The organism is Blattabacterium sp. (Nauphoeta cinerea) (assembly GCF_000471965.1).
Lineage (GTDB): Bacteria > Bacteroidota > Bacteroidia > Flavobacteriales > Blattabacteriaceae > Blattabacterium.
In genome coordinates this window covers 87,568-107,790 of sequence record NC_022550.1, presented here as the reverse complement: position 1 = coordinate 107,790, position 20,223 = coordinate 87,568, and the positions used below count along the sequence as shown (strand labels likewise).

At 23.7% G+C, this 20,223-nt stretch carries 18 protein-coding genes and 1 tRNA gene; 9 read left to right on the top strand and 10 right to left on the bottom strand.

The window, feature by feature from the left end:
* Positions 1-16: 16 nt before the first annotated feature.
* Positions 17-775, bottom strand: coding sequence for a triose-phosphate isomerase (tpiA, locus tag K645_RS00525; RefSeq protein WP_022564934.1), 759 nt, complete (start codon positions 773-775; stop codon positions 17-19).
* Positions 776-845: 70 nt separating this feature from the next.
* Positions 846-1,343 (bottom strand): nucleotide modification associated domain-containing protein, encoded by a 498-nt coding sequence (locus K645_RS00520; protein ID WP_022564933.1) that lies wholly within the window; start codon positions 1,341-1,343, stop codon positions 846-848.
* Between the two features lie 55 nt (positions 1,344-1,398).
* Here K645_RS00520 and folP point away from each other — a divergent pair, with 55 nt between their 5' ends.
* The 5 genes from folP to K645_RS00495 all read left to right on the top strand — a co-directional run bounded on the left by folP (position 1,399) and on the right by K645_RS00495 (position 6,671).
* Positions 1,399-2,232 carry a dihydropteroate synthase gene (gene folP, locus K645_RS00515; RefSeq protein WP_022564932.1) on the top strand — a complete coding sequence of 278 codons (834 nt, stop codon included), beginning with the start codon at positions 1,399-1,401 and terminating at the stop codon, positions 2,230-2,232.
* Between the two features lie 57 nt (positions 2,233-2,289).
* Positions 2,290-3,048 (top strand): diadenylate cyclase, encoded by a 759-nt coding sequence (locus K645_RS00510; RefSeq protein ID WP_235043318.1) that lies wholly within the window; start codon positions 2,290-2,292, stop codon positions 3,046-3,048.
* A gap of 47 nt (positions 3,049-3,095) precedes the next feature.
* Positions 3,096-4,385, top strand: coding sequence for a UDP-N-acetylmuramoyl-tripeptide--D-alanyl-D-alanine ligase (murF, locus tag K645_RS00505; protein ID WP_022564930.1), 1,290 nt, complete (start codon positions 3,096-3,098; stop codon positions 4,383-4,385).
* A gap of 75 nt (positions 4,386-4,460) precedes the next feature.
* Positions 4,461-5,462: a pyruvate dehydrogenase (acetyl-transferring) E1 component subunit alpha gene (gene pdhA / locus K645_RS00500; RefSeq protein WP_022564929.1), complete on the top strand. Its 1,002-nt coding sequence runs from the start codon at positions 4,461-4,463 to the stop codon at positions 5,460-5,462.
* Between the two features lie 30 nt (positions 5,463-5,492).
* On the top strand, positions 5,493-6,671 hold the full coding sequence (locus tag K645_RS00495; protein ID WP_022564928.1) for a dihydrolipoamide acetyltransferase family protein: 1,179 nt from the start codon (positions 5,493-5,495) through the stop codon (positions 6,669-6,671).
* A gap of 3 nt (positions 6,672-6,674) precedes the next feature.
* Here the strand turns inward: K645_RS00495 and K645_RS00490 are convergent, their stop codons facing one another.
* Together K645_RS00490 and K645_RS00485 are read right to left on the bottom strand one after the other, a co-directional pair.
* Positions 6,675-7,379 carry a DUF475 domain-containing protein gene (locus tag K645_RS00490; protein WP_022564927.1) on the bottom strand — a complete coding sequence of 235 codons (705 nt, stop codon included), beginning with the start codon at positions 7,377-7,379 and terminating at the stop codon, positions 6,675-6,677.
* Between the two features lie 2 nt (positions 7,380-7,381).
* On the bottom strand, positions 7,382-9,211 hold the full coding sequence (locus tag K645_RS00485) for an ABC transporter ATP-binding protein (protein ID WP_022564926.1): 1,830 nt from the start codon (positions 9,209-9,211) through the stop codon (positions 7,382-7,384).
* Between the two features lie 108 nt (positions 9,212-9,319).
* Between K645_RS00485 and secD the strand changes: the two genes are divergently transcribed.
* From secD to K645_RS00475, 3 genes are read left to right on the top strand one after another with little or no spacing between them, the layout of a single operon-like run.
* Positions 9,320-11,098: a protein translocase subunit SecD gene (secD, locus tag K645_RS03195; RefSeq protein WP_022564925.1), complete on the top strand. Its 1,779-nt coding sequence runs from the start codon at positions 9,320-9,322 to the stop codon at positions 11,096-11,098.
* Positions 11,099-11,106: 8 nt separating this feature from the next.
* A complete protein-coding gene (gene secF, locus K645_RS03190; protein ID WP_022564924.1) occupies positions 11,107-12,078 on the top strand; it encodes a protein translocase subunit SecF in 972 nt (323 codons plus the stop codon).
* Positions 12,075-12,332 (top strand): twin-arginine translocase TatA/TatE family subunit, encoded by a 258-nt coding sequence (locus tag K645_RS00475; protein ID WP_022564923.1) that lies wholly within the window; start codon positions 12,075-12,077, stop codon positions 12,330-12,332. The genes secF and K645_RS00475 overlap by 4 nt, the downstream gene beginning before the upstream one ends.
* Here the strand turns inward: K645_RS00475 and K645_RS00470 are convergent, their stop codons facing one another.
* The 3 genes from K645_RS00470 to K645_RS00460 are packed head-to-tail and all read right to left on the bottom strand — an operon-like array spanning position 12,333 to position 16,225.
* Positions 12,333-14,465, bottom strand: a complete 2,133-nt coding sequence (locus tag K645_RS00470; RefSeq protein WP_022564922.1) for a SurA N-terminal domain-containing protein — start codon at positions 14,463-14,465, stop codon at positions 12,333-12,335.
* Position 14,466: 1 nt separating this feature from the next.
* Positions 14,467-15,738, bottom strand: coding sequence for a hemolysin family protein (locus K645_RS00465; protein WP_041936053.1), 1,272 nt, complete (start codon positions 15,736-15,738; stop codon positions 14,467-14,469).
* A 1-nt stretch (position 15,739) separates the two neighbouring features.
* Complete coding sequence (locus tag K645_RS00460) at positions 15,740-16,225, bottom strand: hypothetical protein (protein ID WP_041936052.1); 486 nt, start codon at positions 16,223-16,225, stop codon at positions 15,740-15,742.
* 97 nt (positions 16,226-16,322) lie between these two features.
* Here K645_RS00460 and K645_RS00455 point away from each other — a divergent pair.
* Positions 16,323-16,395 (top strand) — tRNA-Phe (locus K645_RS00455).
* On the opposite strand, the gene K645_RS00450 is transcribed toward K645_RS00455, so the two are convergent.
* The 3 genes from K645_RS00450 to K645_RS00440 are packed head-to-tail and all read right to left on the bottom strand — an operon-like array spanning position 16,396 to position 20,208.
* On the bottom strand, positions 16,396-16,914 hold the full coding sequence (locus tag K645_RS00450; RefSeq protein ID WP_022564919.1) for an OmpH family outer membrane protein: 519 nt from the start codon (positions 16,912-16,914) through the stop codon (positions 16,396-16,398). It lies immediately after the preceding tRNA gene.
* A gap of 35 nt (positions 16,915-16,949) precedes the next feature.
* Positions 16,950-19,463 carry an outer membrane protein assembly factor gene (locus K645_RS00445; RefSeq protein WP_041936051.1) on the bottom strand — a complete coding sequence of 838 codons (2,514 nt, stop codon included), beginning with the start codon at positions 19,461-19,463 and terminating at the stop codon, positions 16,950-16,952.
* A gap of 13 nt (positions 19,464-19,476) precedes the next feature.
* Positions 19,477-20,208, bottom strand: coding sequence for an isoprenyl transferase (locus K645_RS00440; protein ID WP_041936050.1), 732 nt, complete (start codon positions 20,206-20,208; stop codon positions 19,477-19,479).
* Between the last annotated feature and the right edge of the window lie 15 nt (positions 20,209-20,223).

Sequence of the window (20,223 nt, the reverse complement as noted above, 5' to 3'; positions counted from 1 at the left end):
TAATTAACTTTAAATATTATGATTGAATTATTTTTAATAATGTTTCTAGTTTAATAGATGATTTTCCTATAAGTCCTCCATCTATATCTTTTTGAGAAAAAAAATCTTTTGCATTAAGATCATTAATACTTCCTCCATATAAAATAGATATTTTATTAGAAATATTTTTTCCATATTTATCAAAAAATAAAGAACGAATAAATTTATGCATAGTCTGAGCTTGCTCAATAGTAGCAGTTTTTCCTGTTCCAATTGCCCATATTGGTTCGTATGCTATATAAAAAGATTTTATCTCGTCTGAAGTGCAATGAAAAACAGTTTCTTTTAATTGGTTTTTAACAATATCAAATTGTTTATTATTAGATCTTTCTAAAGATGACTCCCCTACACAAAAAATAATATTGAAATTATACTTTAATGCTATTTTTATTTTTTCTAATAAAATATTTTCTTTTTCAAAAAACAATTCTCTTCTTTCACTATGTCCTAATATAACGTTTTGAACTCCTATAGACTTTAACATATAAGCGGATACTTCTCCTGTATAAGAGCCTTTATCTTTATGATGAATATTTTGAGCTGCAATATTTAAAGTTGTTCCTTGTAAGATTTGATTCGAAATATGTAAAAAAGGAAAAGAAGGGGATATAATAATTTTTTTATTATGATTTATTTTTCTTTCAAAAATAATTTTTAAAAAATTTCTAATAAAAGAAGTTGTTTCATGAAAGTCATAATTCATTTTCCAATTTGCAATAACAATCTTTTGTCTCACTTTTGTCTCGTTTTTGTTACAAAAAAGTGCAATAATATAAATATTATAAATAGAAAAAATTAGATTTTTATTAAAAATTTCTTTTTAAAATAAAAATAATTTCAATTAATGTTTGAAAACAAAATTTTTCTAATTCTTTTAAAAAAAACTTTTTTTGATTCATTTTTAATAATAAAATATTTTCTAAAATACTGTTTATGGAAAACTTATTTAAAGTTTTATCCATACAATCTGTATTCATTTTTATTTTTTTTAATTTTTCATTATAAATTAAAATCACATCATGATGTGATACATCGTGTGATTGTAATGTAAAAGAAATATCTATTTTTATTAAAATAATTATTAAATAATTTATAATGTCTATATAGGTATCTTCTATTTTTTCTTCTTTAATTTTTTGAGATCCTTTCGACTGAATATTTTTTATACGGATTAGTTTAATTAAAATTTGATCTATTATAGAATAATTGTGAAAAAATTTCCATGATAAACCATAATCTCTTAATTTTTCTAAAAAAAGTTTTTTACATTTTTCTAAAATAGAATCAATAGATGAAAAATTCATATCATTTCATTTTATTTTTTATTTTACAATAAATTACAGATAAATAAATTTTTCAATGATAATTAATTGTGCTGGCACTTTATTGCATTTAAAAGAACCCAAAATAATGGGAATAGTCAATTTAACACCTGATTCGTTTTATGATGGGGGAAAACTATGTTCAAAATACAATCTATTACAACATATAGAAACTTTATTAAATGAAGGCTGTGATTTTATAGATGTTGGGGGATGTTCAACACGACCAGGATCAAAATTTATAACAGAAAAGGAAGAAATAAAAAGAATAACAGAACCTATTCGTGTAATTATGAAAAATTTTCCAAATGCTAAAATATCTATAGATACATTTCGTAGTGAAGTTGCTAGAATAGCAGTAGAAGAAGGAGCTGTAATGATAAATGATATATCAGGAGGAGTATTAGATGAAAAGATGTTTCCTTTGTTAGGAAAACTTAAAATACCATATATATTAAATCACATGAAAGGAATTCCTGAAAACATGCAGGAAAAACCATACTATCATGAAAACATAATAACAGAAATAAATAATTTCTTTTCTGAAAAAATTTTTTTTTTAAAAAAATATGGAATTCAAGATATTATTTTAGATCCTGGATTTGGTTTTGGAAAAACGTTAGAACATAATTTTCAATTATTAAAACATCTATCTTTATTAGGATATCAAGATTATCCAATTTTAATTGGTATTTCTAGAAAATCGATGATGAAATTTATTTTAAAAACTTCTTATGAAGAATCATTAAATGCGACTTCTATTATTCATACTATAGCACTTTTAAATGGATCTAAATTTTTGCGTGTGCATGATGTGAAAGAAGCTGTAGAATGCATTAAATTAGTACAATATTATAGAAAAATTTTATAATTCATTAATAACTTTTATATTATTTTTTCGTGAAGCTTTTTTTCATTGTTATATTTATTGAAAATTTCTTTCATTGATATTTTAGATATTTTTTTAGTAACCATTATTTTATTTCAAATATACAGACTGGTTTACAAAACTGCTGCTTTAAATATTTTTTACGGTATTATTGCAACTTTTATTTTCTGGAAAGTAGTAGAAATTTACAAAATGAAACTTCTTAGCATAGTTATAAGTGCTTTTTTTAAAGGAGGTTTTTTAGCTTTGATTATTGTATTTCAACCAGAAATTAGAAAATTCCTTCTTATTGTAGGAAGCAAAATTTTTTTCAAAAAATTTATATTTTCTCTCTTTAAGAAATCAGGAGTTTCGATTAAAACTGAAACTATAGATAGTATAATAAATGCTTGTGCTATTTTTTCAGGAGATAAGACTGGAGTTTTAATTGTTATTCAATTACATCAGGATTTAAAAGAATTTATACAAAATGGAGATGAAATGGATGCTAAAGTTAATATTTCTATTTTAGAAAGTATTTTCTATAAAAATAGTCCATTACATGATGGAGCTGTAGTTATTACAGGAAATAAAATTATAAAAACAAGAGCGATTCTCCCTGTTTCTTACAATAAAGAAATTCCATCTCGTTTGGGTTTACGACATAGAGCTGCTATTGGATTATCTGAAAAAACGGACGCTATATGTCTTGTTATATCGGAAGAAACAGGTTATATTTCTTATATAAAAGACCAAAAAAGAACTATCATTACTAATATTAATAATTTAAAAATGAAACTCGAAAAAGATTTACTTTAATTAGTTAATTATTTAATTATTTTCAGAAAAAATATATTATATTATTTATGAATATTCAAAGTATATATCAATTATATTCCATTTCTTCTGGGGTAGAAATAAACAGTAAAAAAGTTAAAAAAGGGTCTATTTTTGTAGCTTTAAAAGGAAAAAATTTTGATGGAAATCAATTCGCATATGAAGCGATTTCAAATGGAGCAATATTAGCTGTAGTTGATAATAAAAAATATGTGCGATGCAAAAAAATTATTTTTGTATATAACACATTATATTTTCTACATCAATTAGCAATGTATCATAGATACAGATTCCATCATATCCCTATTATAGCCATAACTGGAAGTAATGGAAAAACCACAACAAAAGAACTTACTGCAGCTATTCTTTCTAAGAAATATAATAAAGTTCATTCTACAAAAAATAATTTCAATAATCATATAGGAATTTCACTAACTATACTATCGATGCCTATCGATACACAAATATCTGTCATGGAAATTGGAGCAAACCATGAAAAAGAAATAGAAAAAATGTGTTCTATCATTGATCCAGACTATGGATATATTACAAATTTTGGAATAGCTCATTTAGAAGGATTTAAAAGTATAGAAGGAATTATACGTAGTAAGTTGGAGTTATATAATTTTTTAAAAAAAAAAATAAAGTCGTGTTTAAACGGAGATGATCCCATACAATTATCTAATAGTAAAGGAATGAAAAGATATATTTTTTCAGAAAAAAAAACCACGGATATAAATATTGAATATTTATGGACTAAAAATAGTATAAAATCTATTTTATCTATTAAAAATAAAAAAATTGTTTCTTCTTTAATAGGAGATTATAATTTATATAATATAGCTTCAGCTATAACTATTGGAATATATTTCAAAATTTCTTTAAAAAAAATAAAAGAAGCAGTGGAAGAATACGTACCTAATAATTACCGTTCTCAAATTTTGATAAAAAAAAATACAAAAATTATTGTAGATTGTTATAATGCAAATCCAACTAGTATGATGAAAGCTCTTACTTTTTTTAACAACATACAAGGAAATAAAATTGCAATATTAGGAGATATGTTAGAATTAGGATTCTTTTCTAACAATGAACATGATAAAATCATTTCTTTTCTAGAAAAAAGTAACATTAACATAATTTTTCTAATTGGAAATATTTTCTTTAATACTAAAAAAACTTCTCAAAGAATAAAAAAATTTATGAATAAAAAAAATTTTGTTGAATGGATTCAAAAATATTCTATTCAAAAAATGGATTATATTCTTATTAAAGGATCTAGAAAGATCGCACTAGAAAGCCTTATTGATTTAATTTAAATTCTTTTTTTTGTACTTGTATATTGAATCTTAAAGATTAAATTTGTATACAATGATTTTATAAAATTTTTCTTAATGAAAGAAATAAGCCCTAAAATCTACATAAAGTGGTTCAAAGATATGTCTTTTTGGAGAAAATTTGAGGATAAATGCCGTTCTCTATATTTAAAACAAAAAATTAGAGGATTTTTACATTTGTATAATGGACAAGAAGCAATACCCGCTGGATTAACTCATGCAATGGATTTATCTAAAGATAAGATGATAACCGCTTACAGATGTCATATTCTTCCTATTTCTATGGGAGTAGATCCAAAAAAAGTAATGGCGGAACTTTTAGGAAAAAAAACAGGGACTTCTCATGGAATGGGGGGGTCTATGCATATTTTTAGTAGAAAATACCATTTTTATGGGGGGCATGGAATTGTAGGCGGGCAAATTCCGTTAGGGGCTGGAATTGCTTTTGCTGATAAATATTTTAATAGAAAAGCTGTAACTTTAACTATTATGGGAGATGGAGCAGTCAGACAAGGATCTTTACATGAAACATTCAATATGGCTATGATATGGAAACTTCCTGTAGTATTTGTATGTGAAAATAATCAATATGCTATGGGAACTTCTGTAAAAAGAAGTAGCAATATAGAGGAAATTTATAAGATAGGAATGTCTTATGGAATGCCTTCCTATCCTGTGGATGGAATGGCCCCAGATAAAATAGCACAATCTGCTTCTGTAGCTATAGAAAGAGCAAGAAAAGGAAAGGGGGCTACTTTTTTAGATATTAAAACTTATAGATATAGAGGGCATTCTATGTCTGATTCTGAGTTATATCGTAGTAAAGAAGAAGTTTATTTATACAAAAAAAAAGATCCTATTTTAAAATTAAAAAGTATTATTATTCGAAATGAATGGGAAACCATAGAAAATTTAAATTTTATAGAAAATAAAGTTAAAAAAAAGGTAGAATCTTGTGTTGAATTTGCAGAAAATTCAGATTTTCCTTCTTTAGAAGAAATGTATGATGTTGTTTATCACGAAAAAAATTACCCTTTTCTAGATAAAATTTTACCTTAACATGCATAATAAACATAAAAATAAAACATAATGGCAGAAATTATATCTATGCCCCAATTAAGCGATACAATGAAAGAGGGGACTTTAATAAAATGGAATAAAAAAGTAGGAGATAAAGTTTCAGAAGGAGATATTTTAGCTGAAATAGAAACAGATAAAGCGACTCAAGATTTTGAGATAGATATTAGTGGTGTTTTACTTTTTATTGGAGTTAAAGAAGGAGAAACTACACGCGTAAATGATGTGTTAGCGATTATAGGAAATGAAGGGGAAGATATAAGTCATATTATTTCAAAATTACAACCCCAAAAACAGGAACAAAAAAACTTGGAACTTGAATCTAAAAAAATTCAAAAAATAAAAAAGGAAAACGAAAAAATATTCATCTCTCCCGTAGCAAAAAAAATGGCTCAAAAAATAGGAGTTTCCATAGATTGTATTAAAGGAAGTGGAGAATATGGAAGAATCGTTAAAAGAGATATAGAGTTTTATGAAAAGAATCATTCAAAGGAAAAGGAAATAGAAAACAGAAATTTTCTGATTCATTCCTCTATGAGAAAAAAAATAGCAGAACATTTAAGTCATTCCAAATTTTCAGCTCCACATTATTATTTGTTTAGCGAAATCAATGCGGACAAATTAATTGAATTTAGAAAAAATTTAAATAATAAATTTTCTTCAGAAGATAAAATATCATTTAATGATATTATTATAAAAGCTGTGGCCCAGTCTTTGAAAAAACATCCTGATATGAATGTGTCATGGGACGATGAAAAGATTATAATACATCCACATATTCATATTGGAGTAGCTGTATCTATAAAAGATGGATTAATAGTTCCAGTTATTAAAAATGCAGATCAAAAATCATTATCACAAATTTCTAAAGAAATTAAAGATAAAGCACTTCGTTCAAAATTAAAAAAAATACAACCAGAAGAAATAGAAAATAGTACTTTCACAGTTTCAAATTTAGGAATGTATGGAATAGAATCTTTTACTTCTATTATTAACACACCTAATACGTCTATATTATCTATAGGATCTATTATGATTCGTCCAATTGTTAGAGATCATAGAATAGAAATAGGAAATATAATGAAAATCACATTATCTTGTGATCATAGAATTATAGATGGAGCTAAAGGAAGTGAATATATTCAATCTTTTAGAAATTTTTTAGAGGATCCTATCACTATATTAGTTTAATCTTTATTTGTTTTTTTTTTTTATCCATAACAAAAAAAAAGGAAATATAAATATTGAAAAAATCAATAAAGAAAATACTTTTTCAGAAAATAAAAATAAAAATAAATCAGGAACATATTTTTTTGAAAAAAAAACGAGTTTGATTCCGAGAACAATAATCACGAAGAAAGAAGAATGTTTTAATTCTGGAAACTTTTCCATTAGTTGAACAAAAAATTGGGCAATTAATCTCATTGATAAAATTCCTATACATACACCCAAAAAAATTAATATGATATTTTCTGATAAAGCAACAGAGGCAAAAATGTTATCTATGGAAAAAGCTAAATCCATTATTTCTATAAGAAAAATTACTTTCCAAAAAGAATTTTGTACTTTTTCATTTTTTATTGATATAGATTTTTTTTTGAAAAAGAAATGATTTAATCCTACAAGAATCAAATAAATTCCTCCTAATGGTTTTAACCACCATATTTTTATTAATATAGAAGCAAATAATAGACATAGGATTCTAAAAAAATAAGCTCCAATAATTCCATATTTTATAGCTTTTTTTCTATCTTCTTTTTTAAGATTTAGAATCATAGTGGCTAACATAGCTGCATTATCTATAGATAAAATACTTTCTATTAAAAATAAATTTCCTATAATAGAAATAGATAAAATAGGATGACGAACGATTTCTATAATATCTTTTTCAAGACTCATTCTTAAAAACTTTGTAGAGCAATTAATTTACTGTAAGTTCCTTTTTTTAAAATTAGAGTATTATGTTTTCCTTGTTCTATAATTTTTCCTTTTTCTAATACAATAATATGATCTGCATTTTGTATAATGGCAGAAGATAATTTATGTGCTATTACAAGAGATGTTCTATTTTTCATCATTTTATTCAAGGCTTTTTGAACTATAATTTCTGATTCTGTATCTAAGGAAGAAGTCGCTTCATCTAAAATCATAATTGGAGGATCTTTAAATACAGCTCTAGCTATGCTAATTCTTTGTTTTTGTCCTAATGATAATTTATTTCCATTATATCCTATAATTGTGTCATATCCTTTTGGAAGTTTTTTGATAAAACAATGTGCATTGGCAATTTTAGCTGCTTGTATGACAGAATTTATAGATATTTTTCTTTCTGCTCCTAATGTTATATTATTGAAAACAGAGTCATTAAAAAGAACTGGTTCTTGAGTGACGATCCCTAATAATTTTCTATAATCTTTAATTTTTAAATATTTTATATTAGTTCCATCTACAGTAATTTCTCCAGATGTGACATCATAAAAATTAGCTAACAAATTAGCAATAGTAGATTTTCCACTGCCAGATCTTCCCACTAAAACTACGGTTTCTCCTTTTTTCAAAGAAAAACTTAAATTTTGAATTAAAATTAATTTGTTATAAGTAAATGAAACATTTCGAAATGAAATTTCATTTTTAAAATGAAAAATGGACTTATATCTAATTTTTTTGTGTGATACACATTTTGTATTCAATATTTCGACAATACGTTCTGCAGCAGCTCTTCCTTTTTGAACATTAGATATAGAATTCACTAAACTTTTCGCTGGATTAATAATTTGAAAAAATAGACCTAAAAGGAAAAAGTATTTCTGGAGCCATTTCTTTTTTTCCAAAAAAAGTTTCCCTCCATACCAAATAATTAAAATCATTGTAATTGAACCTAAAAATTCGCTCATAGGAGAAGCCAATTCTTTTTTTCTATTAACACGAGCAGACAGTATTTTTTGATATTCAGATACTTGTTCAAAACGTTTTTGCATTTGATTTTCAGCATTGAAAATATTTATAATTTTGATAGAATTTAAAGTTTCTTCTATAACAGAAAATAATTTTCCTAATTGATTTTGAGCACCTCTTGCATCTTTTTTTAAACTATTTCCTATAATAGATAAAAATGCGCCCATTAAAGGGAGCAATAAAAAAGCAAATAACGTTAGTTGATAACTCATTAAAAATAAGGCGATCAAATGAAAGATAAACATAATAGGAGAACTCATCAAATTAGCTAAAGAACTAACAATAGAGATCTCTATTTCATTGACATCATTAGATAATCTAGATATTAAATCTCCATTTTTTTTATTTGAAAAAAAAATTATAGGTAAAGAAAGTATTTTTTTGTGAAAATCGTTTCGAATATTTCGAACTATAGAAGTCTTGATTCCTATTAAGAAATATTCTGCCAAATATCGAAAAACATTTCGAATTAAAAAAAGTAAAATGATAAAAATACAAAATATAGCTAAAGTGTTTATCTTTCCATATTTATCTGATAGTATCTTGATATAATTATGAAAATATTTCATAATGAAGTCAAAAGATACATTGAAAGAATTCAAAAATGTTGTTTTATTTTTGTATTTAGAAGATTGAAGTAAAATACTCAATACAGGCGAAATAGATATTATAGATATAACTGAAAATAAGGAGTATAAAAAATTACATAATATGTTAAAGACATAATGATGTTTGTAAGGTTTTGAATAAGACAAAATTTTTTTAAGTGCATTCATTTAATTTTCTTAATCCCAAAAAGAATAAAGATAGACATAAAAATTTTTTAATTAATAAAATAATATTTCATAATTATTTATTTTATTTATGCAAATCGATAAAATAAAATGCGTATAAGAAACTTTTTTACGATTTTTGTAACCATAATACTGACTACAATTTGTTTATATTATATATTATCTAGTATTGATATTGAAAATTATACTTTAAAAAGAAATAATAAAAAAACTTTAAATCTAGGATTAGATTTAAAAGGAGGAATGAGTATGATTTTAGATATCTCTGAAAGAGATTTGTTAAGAAAATTTTCTGACAATTCTCAAAATTTTATTTTTTTAAAAGCATTGCAAAATGCAGATGAAAAAAAAAAAGAAAATCCAAATACAGATTATTTATCATTTTTTATAAATTCTTTTAATCAAGAGAGAAAAAATAAAAAATTAAATATTAATTTATCTTCTCCAAACTTATTTGGAAATCAATCAAATTCAGAAGATATTCATTATAATAGTTCTGATTTTGAAGTAGAAAGATTTCTAAGAAAAAAAATAGAATTATCTATAATTTCTATTCAAAATATTTTGAGATCTAGAATAGATAGATTTGGAATCAAACAACCAAATATACAAAGAATTAAAAATTCTAATCGAATTTTAATAGAATTGTCCGGATCCGGTATAAAAAATATGGATAGGATAAAAAATATTTTAGAAAAAAAAGCTGAATTAAATTTTTTTGAAACTTATAGTTTTCAAGAAATTGTTCCATATTTTAATACGATAGATAATTTTTTTAAGAAAAAATATTTTAAAAAATCTATTATAGATATTTTGAATATTTCACTTATTAAATCCTCACATATAGTTGGATTAGTTCATGTAAAATATCAAAAAATCATTTCCGATTTTTTAAATTCTACGGGAGCAAAAAATTGTTTACCATATCATTTACATGATGTGAAATTTATGTGGGGATATAAAAATTTAGATAATTTTTTACAATTATTTGCTGTTAAAATAAATGATAATGATGAAGAAACATTTTTAAATGGAAATATGGTAACTCATGCCTACAAATCTTTTAGTCCTTTAAATGAAATATCTATAAATATAAAAATGAATGAAGAAGGATCTAAAAAGTGGAAAAGATTTACAGAAAAAAATATGGGAAAAAGTGTAGCAATAGTGCTTGATAATTTAGTATATGCAGTTCCTGTAGTAAAATCAATCATTTCAAATGGAATGTCTCAAATATATGGAAATTTTTCAATACAAGAATCCAATGACTTAATTAATATATTGAATACCGGGGAATTACCTACATCTATAAGAGTTGTTCAAACAGATGTGATAGGTCCTTATTTAGGGAAAGAATCTATTCGAAGGGGAGTTATATCTTTTTTAATCGCCTTATTTTTTATATTTATTTGGATGTTTTTTTACTACTCTATTCCAGGATTATATGCTGGCGTTGTCCTATTTTTTAATATAATATTTATTTTAGGGATTCTTATTTCTATGAATGCAGTATTGACCTTTCCTGGTATTGCAGGAATTATATTAACATTAGCAATGTCAATGGATGCTAGTATTCTGATTTATGAAAAGATTAAAGAAAATATAAAAAATAAAGTTTTTATTTTAACATCTATTAATAATAGTTACTCATTACAGGGAGCTTTATCATCTATTATAGATGGACAAATCACTACTTTATTATGCGGAATCATTTTATTTTACTTTGGAATCGGACCTATACGAGGTTTTTCTACTACCTTAATTATTGGAATTGTGATATCTATGTTTACTTCCACTTGTTTAGGAAGATTATTTTTAGAATGGCATTTAAAAAAATATAAAAAATTTTTTTTAGAAAAAAAATATTAATTCCTGTTTTGAATAAAATTAAAAATATACAATACGATTTTTTATCTAAAAGAAAATGGGTCTATATAATTTCTTGTATAATTATTATTATCAGTATATTATCCTTTTTATCAAAAGGATTTAATTTTGGGTTAGATTTTGTTGGAGGTCGTTCTTATGTAATTCTTTTTGATCGTAAAATGCTTCCCGAAAAAATTTCAGAAATTTTATCAAAAACATTTACAGAAAATGGAAAACCTTCTTACCCTAGGGTCCAAACATTCGGAGACGAAAATCAACTTAAAATAGTTACTAAATATAAAATATATAAAGAAAACAACCAAGTAGACGAAATGATTTTAAAAAAAATGTTTACAGCTTTAAAAGGCTTTTTACCTATAAATTTTTATGAATTTAAAAATATAAAAAAAAACAAATCATTAGGTATTTTATCTATCGAGAAAGTGGGGCCTTTAGTAGCTAGAAACATGATTTATAAATCTTTTATTTCCATAATTATTTCTTTAATAGGAATTTTTACATATATCTTTATAAGATTTAAAAAATGGCAATTTGGATTAGGAGCAGTAATCTCTTTAATTCATGATTCAATTATTGTACTTGGAATATTTTCTTTTTTTCACGAAAAATTTCCTATTCTAGAAATAGATCAAACTTTTATAGCTGCTTTATTAACAATTATAGGTTATTCCATAAATGATACTGTAATAGTTTATGATAAAATTAGACAAATTTCAAAAACAACATCTTTCATGATGAAAGAAACTATAAATCAAGGAATTTGTAGTTCTATTACCAGAACTATAAATACTTCTTTTATTACTTTATTAGTAATTTCTATTATTTTCTTATTTGGAGGAAAAGTTCTTCATAGTTTTATGTTAGCTTTATTTATTGGAATCAGTGTTGGAACTTATTCCTCTATATTTATAGCTCCATCTATAGTATATGATTTTTGTAAAAAAAATATGAAAAAATGAGTAATTTTTTATTTATTAGTATAGAAGAAAGTTTTTTTATCATTTTTATAGCTATACTTGTTTTTGGCCCTAAAAAAATACCAGATATAGCTCGTGGATTAGGAGAAGGAATCCGATATTTAAAAAATGCCAAAACAAAAATTAAAAATGAGATTATTAAAAATAATATTGATCAATCTATAAAAAAAAAAGACAATCATAATCATAAAGAAAAAAAATACATACCTCCTTATTCTATAAAACGAAATAATTAATTATATGTTTTTTCTATAGTCTTTAATATTAGATTTTTCAATTAATACATCTCCTATTTTTTCTAAAACATTTTTTCTTAAATTTATATTTAAAGATTCCATTTCAGAAGAAAAATAAGAAATTTTTTTAGATGTATTAAAACGTTTTAGTGGTCTTATGAAAAAAATCCCTTTTTCTCCTAATATTGGTTTAGAAGTTTTATGTAATTTTGAGGAAAAGGCATATCCCACTACTTTAGGTTCTTGATAATTTTCAATCATAGACTGATAAAAATTGATTTTATGATATTTATTTATTTTTCTAGAAAAACGTAAAGCAATTTTTTCCAAACTTTCATATTTATTGTTGATTATACTAGATAAATAGTGATCAATTTTTTTATTGATGAGTAAAGGGATTATATTATTTTTTATTTCTTCAATAGGATATCCTTTTTTTTGAATTTTAGATAAAAATACTATGATATAATCCTTATTTGAAGTGTAAAAAATCTTAGTGTCTCCCTCTTTTCTGTTTTTTTCATAAGACCAATTTATAATTTCTTTATCTAATTCGGTATTTAAATCGTCAATATTCCATTGAAAACTTTTTATTTCTTTTAAAAAAATAGTTTCATATCTTTTTTTCCTCGCATTATTGATAAATTCATTCAAACTTGAATTCTTATTTTCCTTCAAAAATTGAATAATTTTTTGATAAAGGAGATCTTCCGTTTTTTTTGATGGAATAAGTGTTTTTATTATTACAGCGAATTGATAAACAGGTTTTATATCTTTTACATTGTCAATTCTAATAATGTGATATCCAAATTTGGTTTCAGCTAAACCTATTGTTCCTTTTTTATTTTTTGAAGAAAAAAAATCAAATCTACCCTTATTTTCCTTAAATATTTCATTTTGATCATCATATTTTATCCATCCTAAATTTCCTTTATTTTTTTTCGCATTCCTGATATCATCAGATTTTTTTATGATTAATGAATGAAACTGATTAGGATTTTTTGTAACAATCCCATATATTTTTTTTGCTATTTTTTCAGCATCTTTCTTCGTTCTATTTTTGTAAAAACGTACAGAATCTTTATGAGAAATCAATATATGACTGGATAAAACAGAATGATATATCATTTTTTTTCCAGTTAGTTTAGCCATAATATAAACATTATTTTCTTTAACAGGGCCAAACATATTTCCCACTTGATCGTGATTATCCACAAAATGTTGCAAAGCAACAGGAAGATTTTTTTTTAAATAAAAATTAGAATCAAAAGGTTTTTCAGATTGATTAGAAACAATTATAGAATTATGATTGGAAAATTTAAATTTTTGAAATAATTTTTTCATTTTGAAATCCATATTTTTTTCATCATCCAATGATGGATAAGAACGAAAAACTACAAAACTAAGATTTCTTAAATTTTCTTTCTTATAAAGAAATTTGTTTTTTTGAATGAAATCATGGATTTCATGACTTTTTATTTTATAATATTTTTTTTCTATTTCTGAATAAGGAAAAAATATATAATCAATTATGGAAAATAAATTTTTATCTTTATAGTTCAATTTAGCTTCTACAAAAGATGTATTGAATCCATACATCAACATTTCTACATATTTTTTTGCAACAATTCTTTTTGAAATACTCTTTTTTTCATAAGACCAAATATTTTTTTCTTCTTCTACTTGAGGAGTTAAATGCGAAGGTAATTTTTCCAAATTTTTTAAATACAATTTAAATTTTTTCATATTCATTTTTCCTTGATCATTTTGAAAATCAATAATTTTACTATATATTGATTGCTTTTCTATTGCTTTCCAAAAATCTATTTTTGTGCTTTGTATTCCTAATTTTTTAGCTTCTTGATTTAAAACTTTTTCATGAACTAATAATTTCCAAGCATCATTCTTTAAATAATGATCCGGTTCATTTTCCCGAAATCGTTTCAGAAATTGAAAACAATCAACGTATTCTTTTATAAGAATGTTATCTCCATTTACTTTTCCAATAATAGTGGAATTTTCAGTAAAAAATTTTAGGATCATATTAGGATCTAATACAAAAAATATCAAAGATATGCTTATAAAAAAGAAAACTAACCATGTATTTTTTCTGATTTTTTCTAAAAAATTCATTTTAAAATTTTTTTTTAAGAAAAACTTCTTCTATTTTATTTTTAGACACTTTTTTAATTTCAATAAAAAAATTTTGATTTATGATAATTTTGTCTCCGTTTTTTGGAATATCTCCTATATGAGTAACAATCAACCCCCCTAAAGTTTCATATTTATCCGATTTAGGAAGATCCAAATTATATTTGGCATTAATAAAGTCAATTTCTAAACGTGCAGAAAACAAAAATTCATAATCATTTAATTTATTATCCAATAATACATTTTCATCATGTTCATCTTTAATATCTCCAATAAATTCTTCCAAAATATCTTCCATAGTTATCATTCCTGCAGTCCCCCCATACTCATCTAATACAATAGCAATACTTCTTTTTTTTTTAATTAAAAGATCCATAATTTCTCTAATAGGAGTTGTCACATGAACTAATTCTACGGATCTAATTATAGATTCAATATTTTTTGGTTTCTTTAGTAATTCTAAATAATGAATATAACCTATAATATTATCTATATTATTTTTATAAATAACTATTTTAGATAAGCCGCTTTCAGTGAAAAGATTTCGAATGTTATCTATAGAAGAAAATACTAGATTAGAAGAAACTATTTCCTTTCTAGGAATCATACATTCTCGTGCTTTTTTTTCAGAAAAATCCAAAGCTTTATGAAAAATTTCAATTTCAGATTCCACAATCTCTTTTCCTTTTACATTTTTTTCTATTTTTTCTGACAAAAAGTAAATCAAATCTTCTTTGTCAAAAAATTTTTTTTTATCATTTTCTTGTTCTCCTAAAATCTTTAAAAAAACATTAGAAATACAAATAATCAAGTTTGTAATAGGAGAGAATATTTTATATATTACATATGCAGGTAGGATGAATAAGCTTAATAATTCATTTGAATAAACACTAAATATTATTTTGGGAATAAATTCCCCAACGATTAAAATAATAGTTGCAGAAAAAACTGTTTCTAAAAAAAACATCCATAAAGAATTATCTGAAAATTCTTTTGGAAAAAGAAATAAAAATAATTTCCCCATATAAATACCATATATAACTAAGGATATGGTATTTCCAATTACCATTGTAGTGATAAATTTTTTAGAATTATTAATACTTTTTGAAAGAATTTTAGAATGAAAGGATCCTTTTTTATTTTCTTTTTCTATCTCTATTTGAAATAAACTAGAAGAAATTAAAGCCATTTCCATACCAGAAAAAAAAGAAGAAACAAATATAGTGATAAAAACTATACTAGTATAAAAAATTATATTATTTAACAGGCAAAGTTCCACTAATACTTTTTAATCTAATTTTTTTTAAATCTTCAGTAGCTTCTATTCCATTTGTTGCGTGCAGTATAATTTTATCTGTTTTATCTGAATGAGATATAATTGTTGTATATTTTTTATTAAATATTTTTTTATCTTTTCTATTCCAGAAAATTTCCTCAGTTTTCAAAAAATACCCTTTGGAATTCATAATTTTTATATTTCCTTTAATATGATAAAATATTTTATTAATTGATTTGACCCAATCAGCACTAAGATAAGTATATTTATTAGTATTTTGATCATAAATGAATAAATTCAAACCATTTGGAAATAAAGTATAAGAAGCATATTCTTTAATAACAGGAGAATAAATCAAAAATTTTAATATACCTTTTTCTTTATATAAAAGACTTGTTTTAATAAAGATATTTTTAGGTATTTCTTTTTTATTATTTTTGATTATTATAAAGGTATCTTTCTTCATACAAGAAAATAGAAAAAAAAATACCAAAAAAATATAATAATGAAATTTATGACTGATTATTTTATTGTACTTTTGTTTTATTTTTATGTTTTTGTTTGGTATCTTAGCTCAGTAGGTAGAGCAAAGGACTGAAAATCCTTGTGTCCCCGGTTCGATTCCGGGAGATACCATTATTTTAATCCTAGTTCTTTTTTAACTGCTTCTGTTATGTCTTCTCCTTTATTTACTAAAACTCCTTTTCCAGGACTACAATCATCTACTCTTATAATATCTTTGTCTTGATCTATTACTTTATGAATCGCGTTTTCTATTTTCTTATATATAGGATTTAGTAGTTGATTTTGTTTTTTAGTTAAATCATCTGCAGCTGTTTTTTGGTAGGCATGAGCTCTTGCTTGTAAAATTTCTAGCTCTTTCTTAAGAATTGGATTTTTATTTTTTTGAAATTTTTCTGCTTTTCTATGAAATTCTTTTGCTAATTTATCTAATATATTTTCATGAATTTTACTAATTCTGTCTAATTCTTTTTGAACAGTAGAAAACTCTGGCATTTTTTCTATCAAAAACATACTATTAAGACAAACTATTTTTTTATTACATTCCTTGTAATCTTTGTAATCTTTAGAAGATGAATAATATACAGATAGAAATATAAATAATAGAAAATAAAAAATTGTATTTTTTTTCATATAATTCTTTTTTTTGTGTTTTTATTTGTATTGATTTACAAATCTTTTCCTATTATAAAATGTGTTTTCCATTTTGATTTATTAAAACCATGAACGAGATCACGATCTATAGGATATCCAAAATCCATACCTAAAAAACCTATTGGCCCCCAAAATAAACGAAGTCCAAATCCAAAAGATTTATTCATAATTATTGGATTAAATTTTTTATAAGAATCACTAATATTTCCCCCTTCCATAAAACAAGTTGTCCAAATTTTTAACTTTGATAAATTTTTAATTAAATAACGTATTTCTAATACAAGCTTATCGTAAATTATTCCTCCATTATTTGGAATTTTATTTTTATAAGAATATCCTCTTAATGGAATATGATCTTTATTATATAATTTGAATCCTAATAAATTATTAGGCACTCCACCCATATAAAATTTTTGAAATGGAAATAATTCTACTGAATCAGTATATTGTCCTAAACAACCTAATTCTCCTCCTGCTTTAAAGATCATGTTATCTATAATTTTTTTATACCAAAAAAAAATTATTTTTAATTTAAAATACTCCATCCATTCTTTATTTCTATTATTTTTAATAATTACGGAATATGGAAGAGAAAAAAGACTATCAAACTGTATTTGAGATCCTTGAAAAGGAAAAATTATATTGGGGTTTGTTGAATTTCTTTGTAATGAAATTAAGTAAGTGAGATTGTGGAATCTACGTTTTTTAGAAGAAAAATCTTCTTCTTGATAAAGAAATCTTTCGTAATCTATAGATGTAAAAATTTTTGAATAAGGATCTAAAAAAGTTAGAAATTTATTCAAATCAATAGAGATATTGATTTTTTTTAAAAATTTATTTTTTTCATGTGAAATTTGAGTGTTTTTATATATCTGAGATAAAAAATATAAATCCTCTTCATTTTCAATTTTTTTTACTGAATACTGACTCTGAAAAGTCATAGAAGTAGGATGGGTTCTTTCTATCCAAGGTTCTGTGAAAGAAAAACCATAAGATGTAAAATCTTTTCCTAACTGACTATGAACAACTAATTTTTGTCCATCCCCTTGAGGTATGGGGTTCCACAAATTCCAATTAAAAACATTTTTAATAGAAAAATTTTTCAGATTTAACTTAAAATTTCCAATAATTTTTCTAAAATTTTTTCCTCCAAATCCTCCATGAAACTGAAATTCATTAGTATTTTGTTCTACAATATGCCATTCTATGTCTACATTTTCTTTATTGGGTTTAATTTCATAATATACTTTTTTAAAAAGATTTAAATTCTCTAAATTTAATAAACTATGTTTTACTTTTTGAGTAGAAAAAAGATCTCCTGGATAAGTTTTTAATTCTCTTCTTATAACATGATCTTTAGTTATTAAATTTCCTGATATGATAACTTTATTTATATATACAGGTTTATTCTCTTCTATTTTTATTTCCAAATCTACTCTATTATCCAGAATTCTTTTTTCTATAAAAGTAATATTAACAAACAAATGTCCTAAATCGAAATAAACATGTAAAATGCTATTAGAAGAATTTAAAATATTTTTTTTAATTCCTATTTGATTATATATGTCTCCTTTCTTGTAAAAAAAAATTTTCTTCAAGAAATCTGTTTTTATTTTTTTATTTCCTAATATACTAACGTTTCCTAAATAGTACTTTTTCCCTTCTATGATTTTTATCTTGATTCCATAATTTCCCGATTTTTTTTTCCATATAGAATCTAAAAATACTTGAACATCAATAAATCCAATAGATTTATATTTATTGATAATATTTTTTAAATTTTCCTTTATATTTTCCTGAACAAAAATGGGGTTTTGGATTCTAGAAATTATAGAATAAAAATATTTTTTTGTGATCCCCATGAATTTAAGTAATTCTTGATCTTGTACTGATTGATTCCCGTCAAATAATATTTCTTCTATTTCAATTTTTTTTCCTTTATTTACATATAAACATAATATGTTTTTTTGATCACGATCTTTGTTAATCTCACTTTTTATATCAATTTCATGATATCCTTTTTTTGTATAATATTCTTGCACATCATTTTTTATAGTTTGAATTAAATCTCCAGAAATTTTATCTCCAATTTTTATTTTTTTTATATTAGGAAACTCATCTTTTTTAATTCCTTTTACTTTTATTTCATGAATTTCTTCCAGATCTTCCAATTCAAAAAATAAATCAATATCATTTTTATACACACTTTTTTTATAAATAGATATTTTTTTAAAAAGATTACTTTTCCACAATTTTCTTATAGCATTATCCGTTTTGATTCCATGAATATCAACTGATTCTCCAGGAAAAATTCCTGATAATTCAGAAATAAAAGGGACATCATATTTTGTTTTTCCTATGACATGTATTTTTCTTATTATAAAAGAAACATTTTGTTTGTCATAATTGGTATTGGTTACAAAATCATTTTCATTATCATTATGAACAGAAAATGAATATCCTTGTTGGATTGGTATTATTATTATGAATAAATAAAAAATACTGTTTATAAAAATGTTTTTTTTCATGAGTGCAAAAAAATTATTCGATTTTTCCAAAACGACGTTTTCTTTTTTGATAATTTATTATAGCTTCAAAAAAATCTTTTTTACGAAAATCAGGCCATAAAATATTTGTGAAATATAGTTCTGCATAAGCGGATTGCCAAAGTAAAAAATTACTAATCCGTTGTTCTCCGCTTGTTCTAATAATTAAATCTACATCTGGTAAATTTTTTGTATACAAATGATTTTGAAAGAAAGAATGATCTATATCTTTTAAGGTAAACAATCCACGGCATACTTTTTTAGCAATATTTTTTGTTGCTCTTAAAATTTCTTCTCTAGCGCTATAACTCAAAGCCAAAATTAAAGTTACAGATGTATTATGTTTTGTTTTCTTCGTGAAAAAAAACAATTCTTTTTGAATCATTTCAGAAAATCTTTCTATTTCTCCTATGGGAATAATTTTAACATTTTTTTCATGAATTTCTTCCAAATTAATTTTTAAATTAGTATGAAACAAACGCATTAAATCATCTATTTCTTGTTTCGGTCTATTCCAATTTTCTGAAGAAAACACAAACAAAGTTATATAAGGAATTCCTAATTCTTTACATCCGTTTATAGTATCTCTTACAGATTGTATCGCTTTTTCATGACCAAATGTTCTCATTTTTCCTCTTTTTTCAGCCCAACGTCCATTTCCATCCATAATAATTGCTACATGATGAGGGATATTATTATAATCTATTTTTTCTAATAATTTTTCCATAAAAATCATAAACAC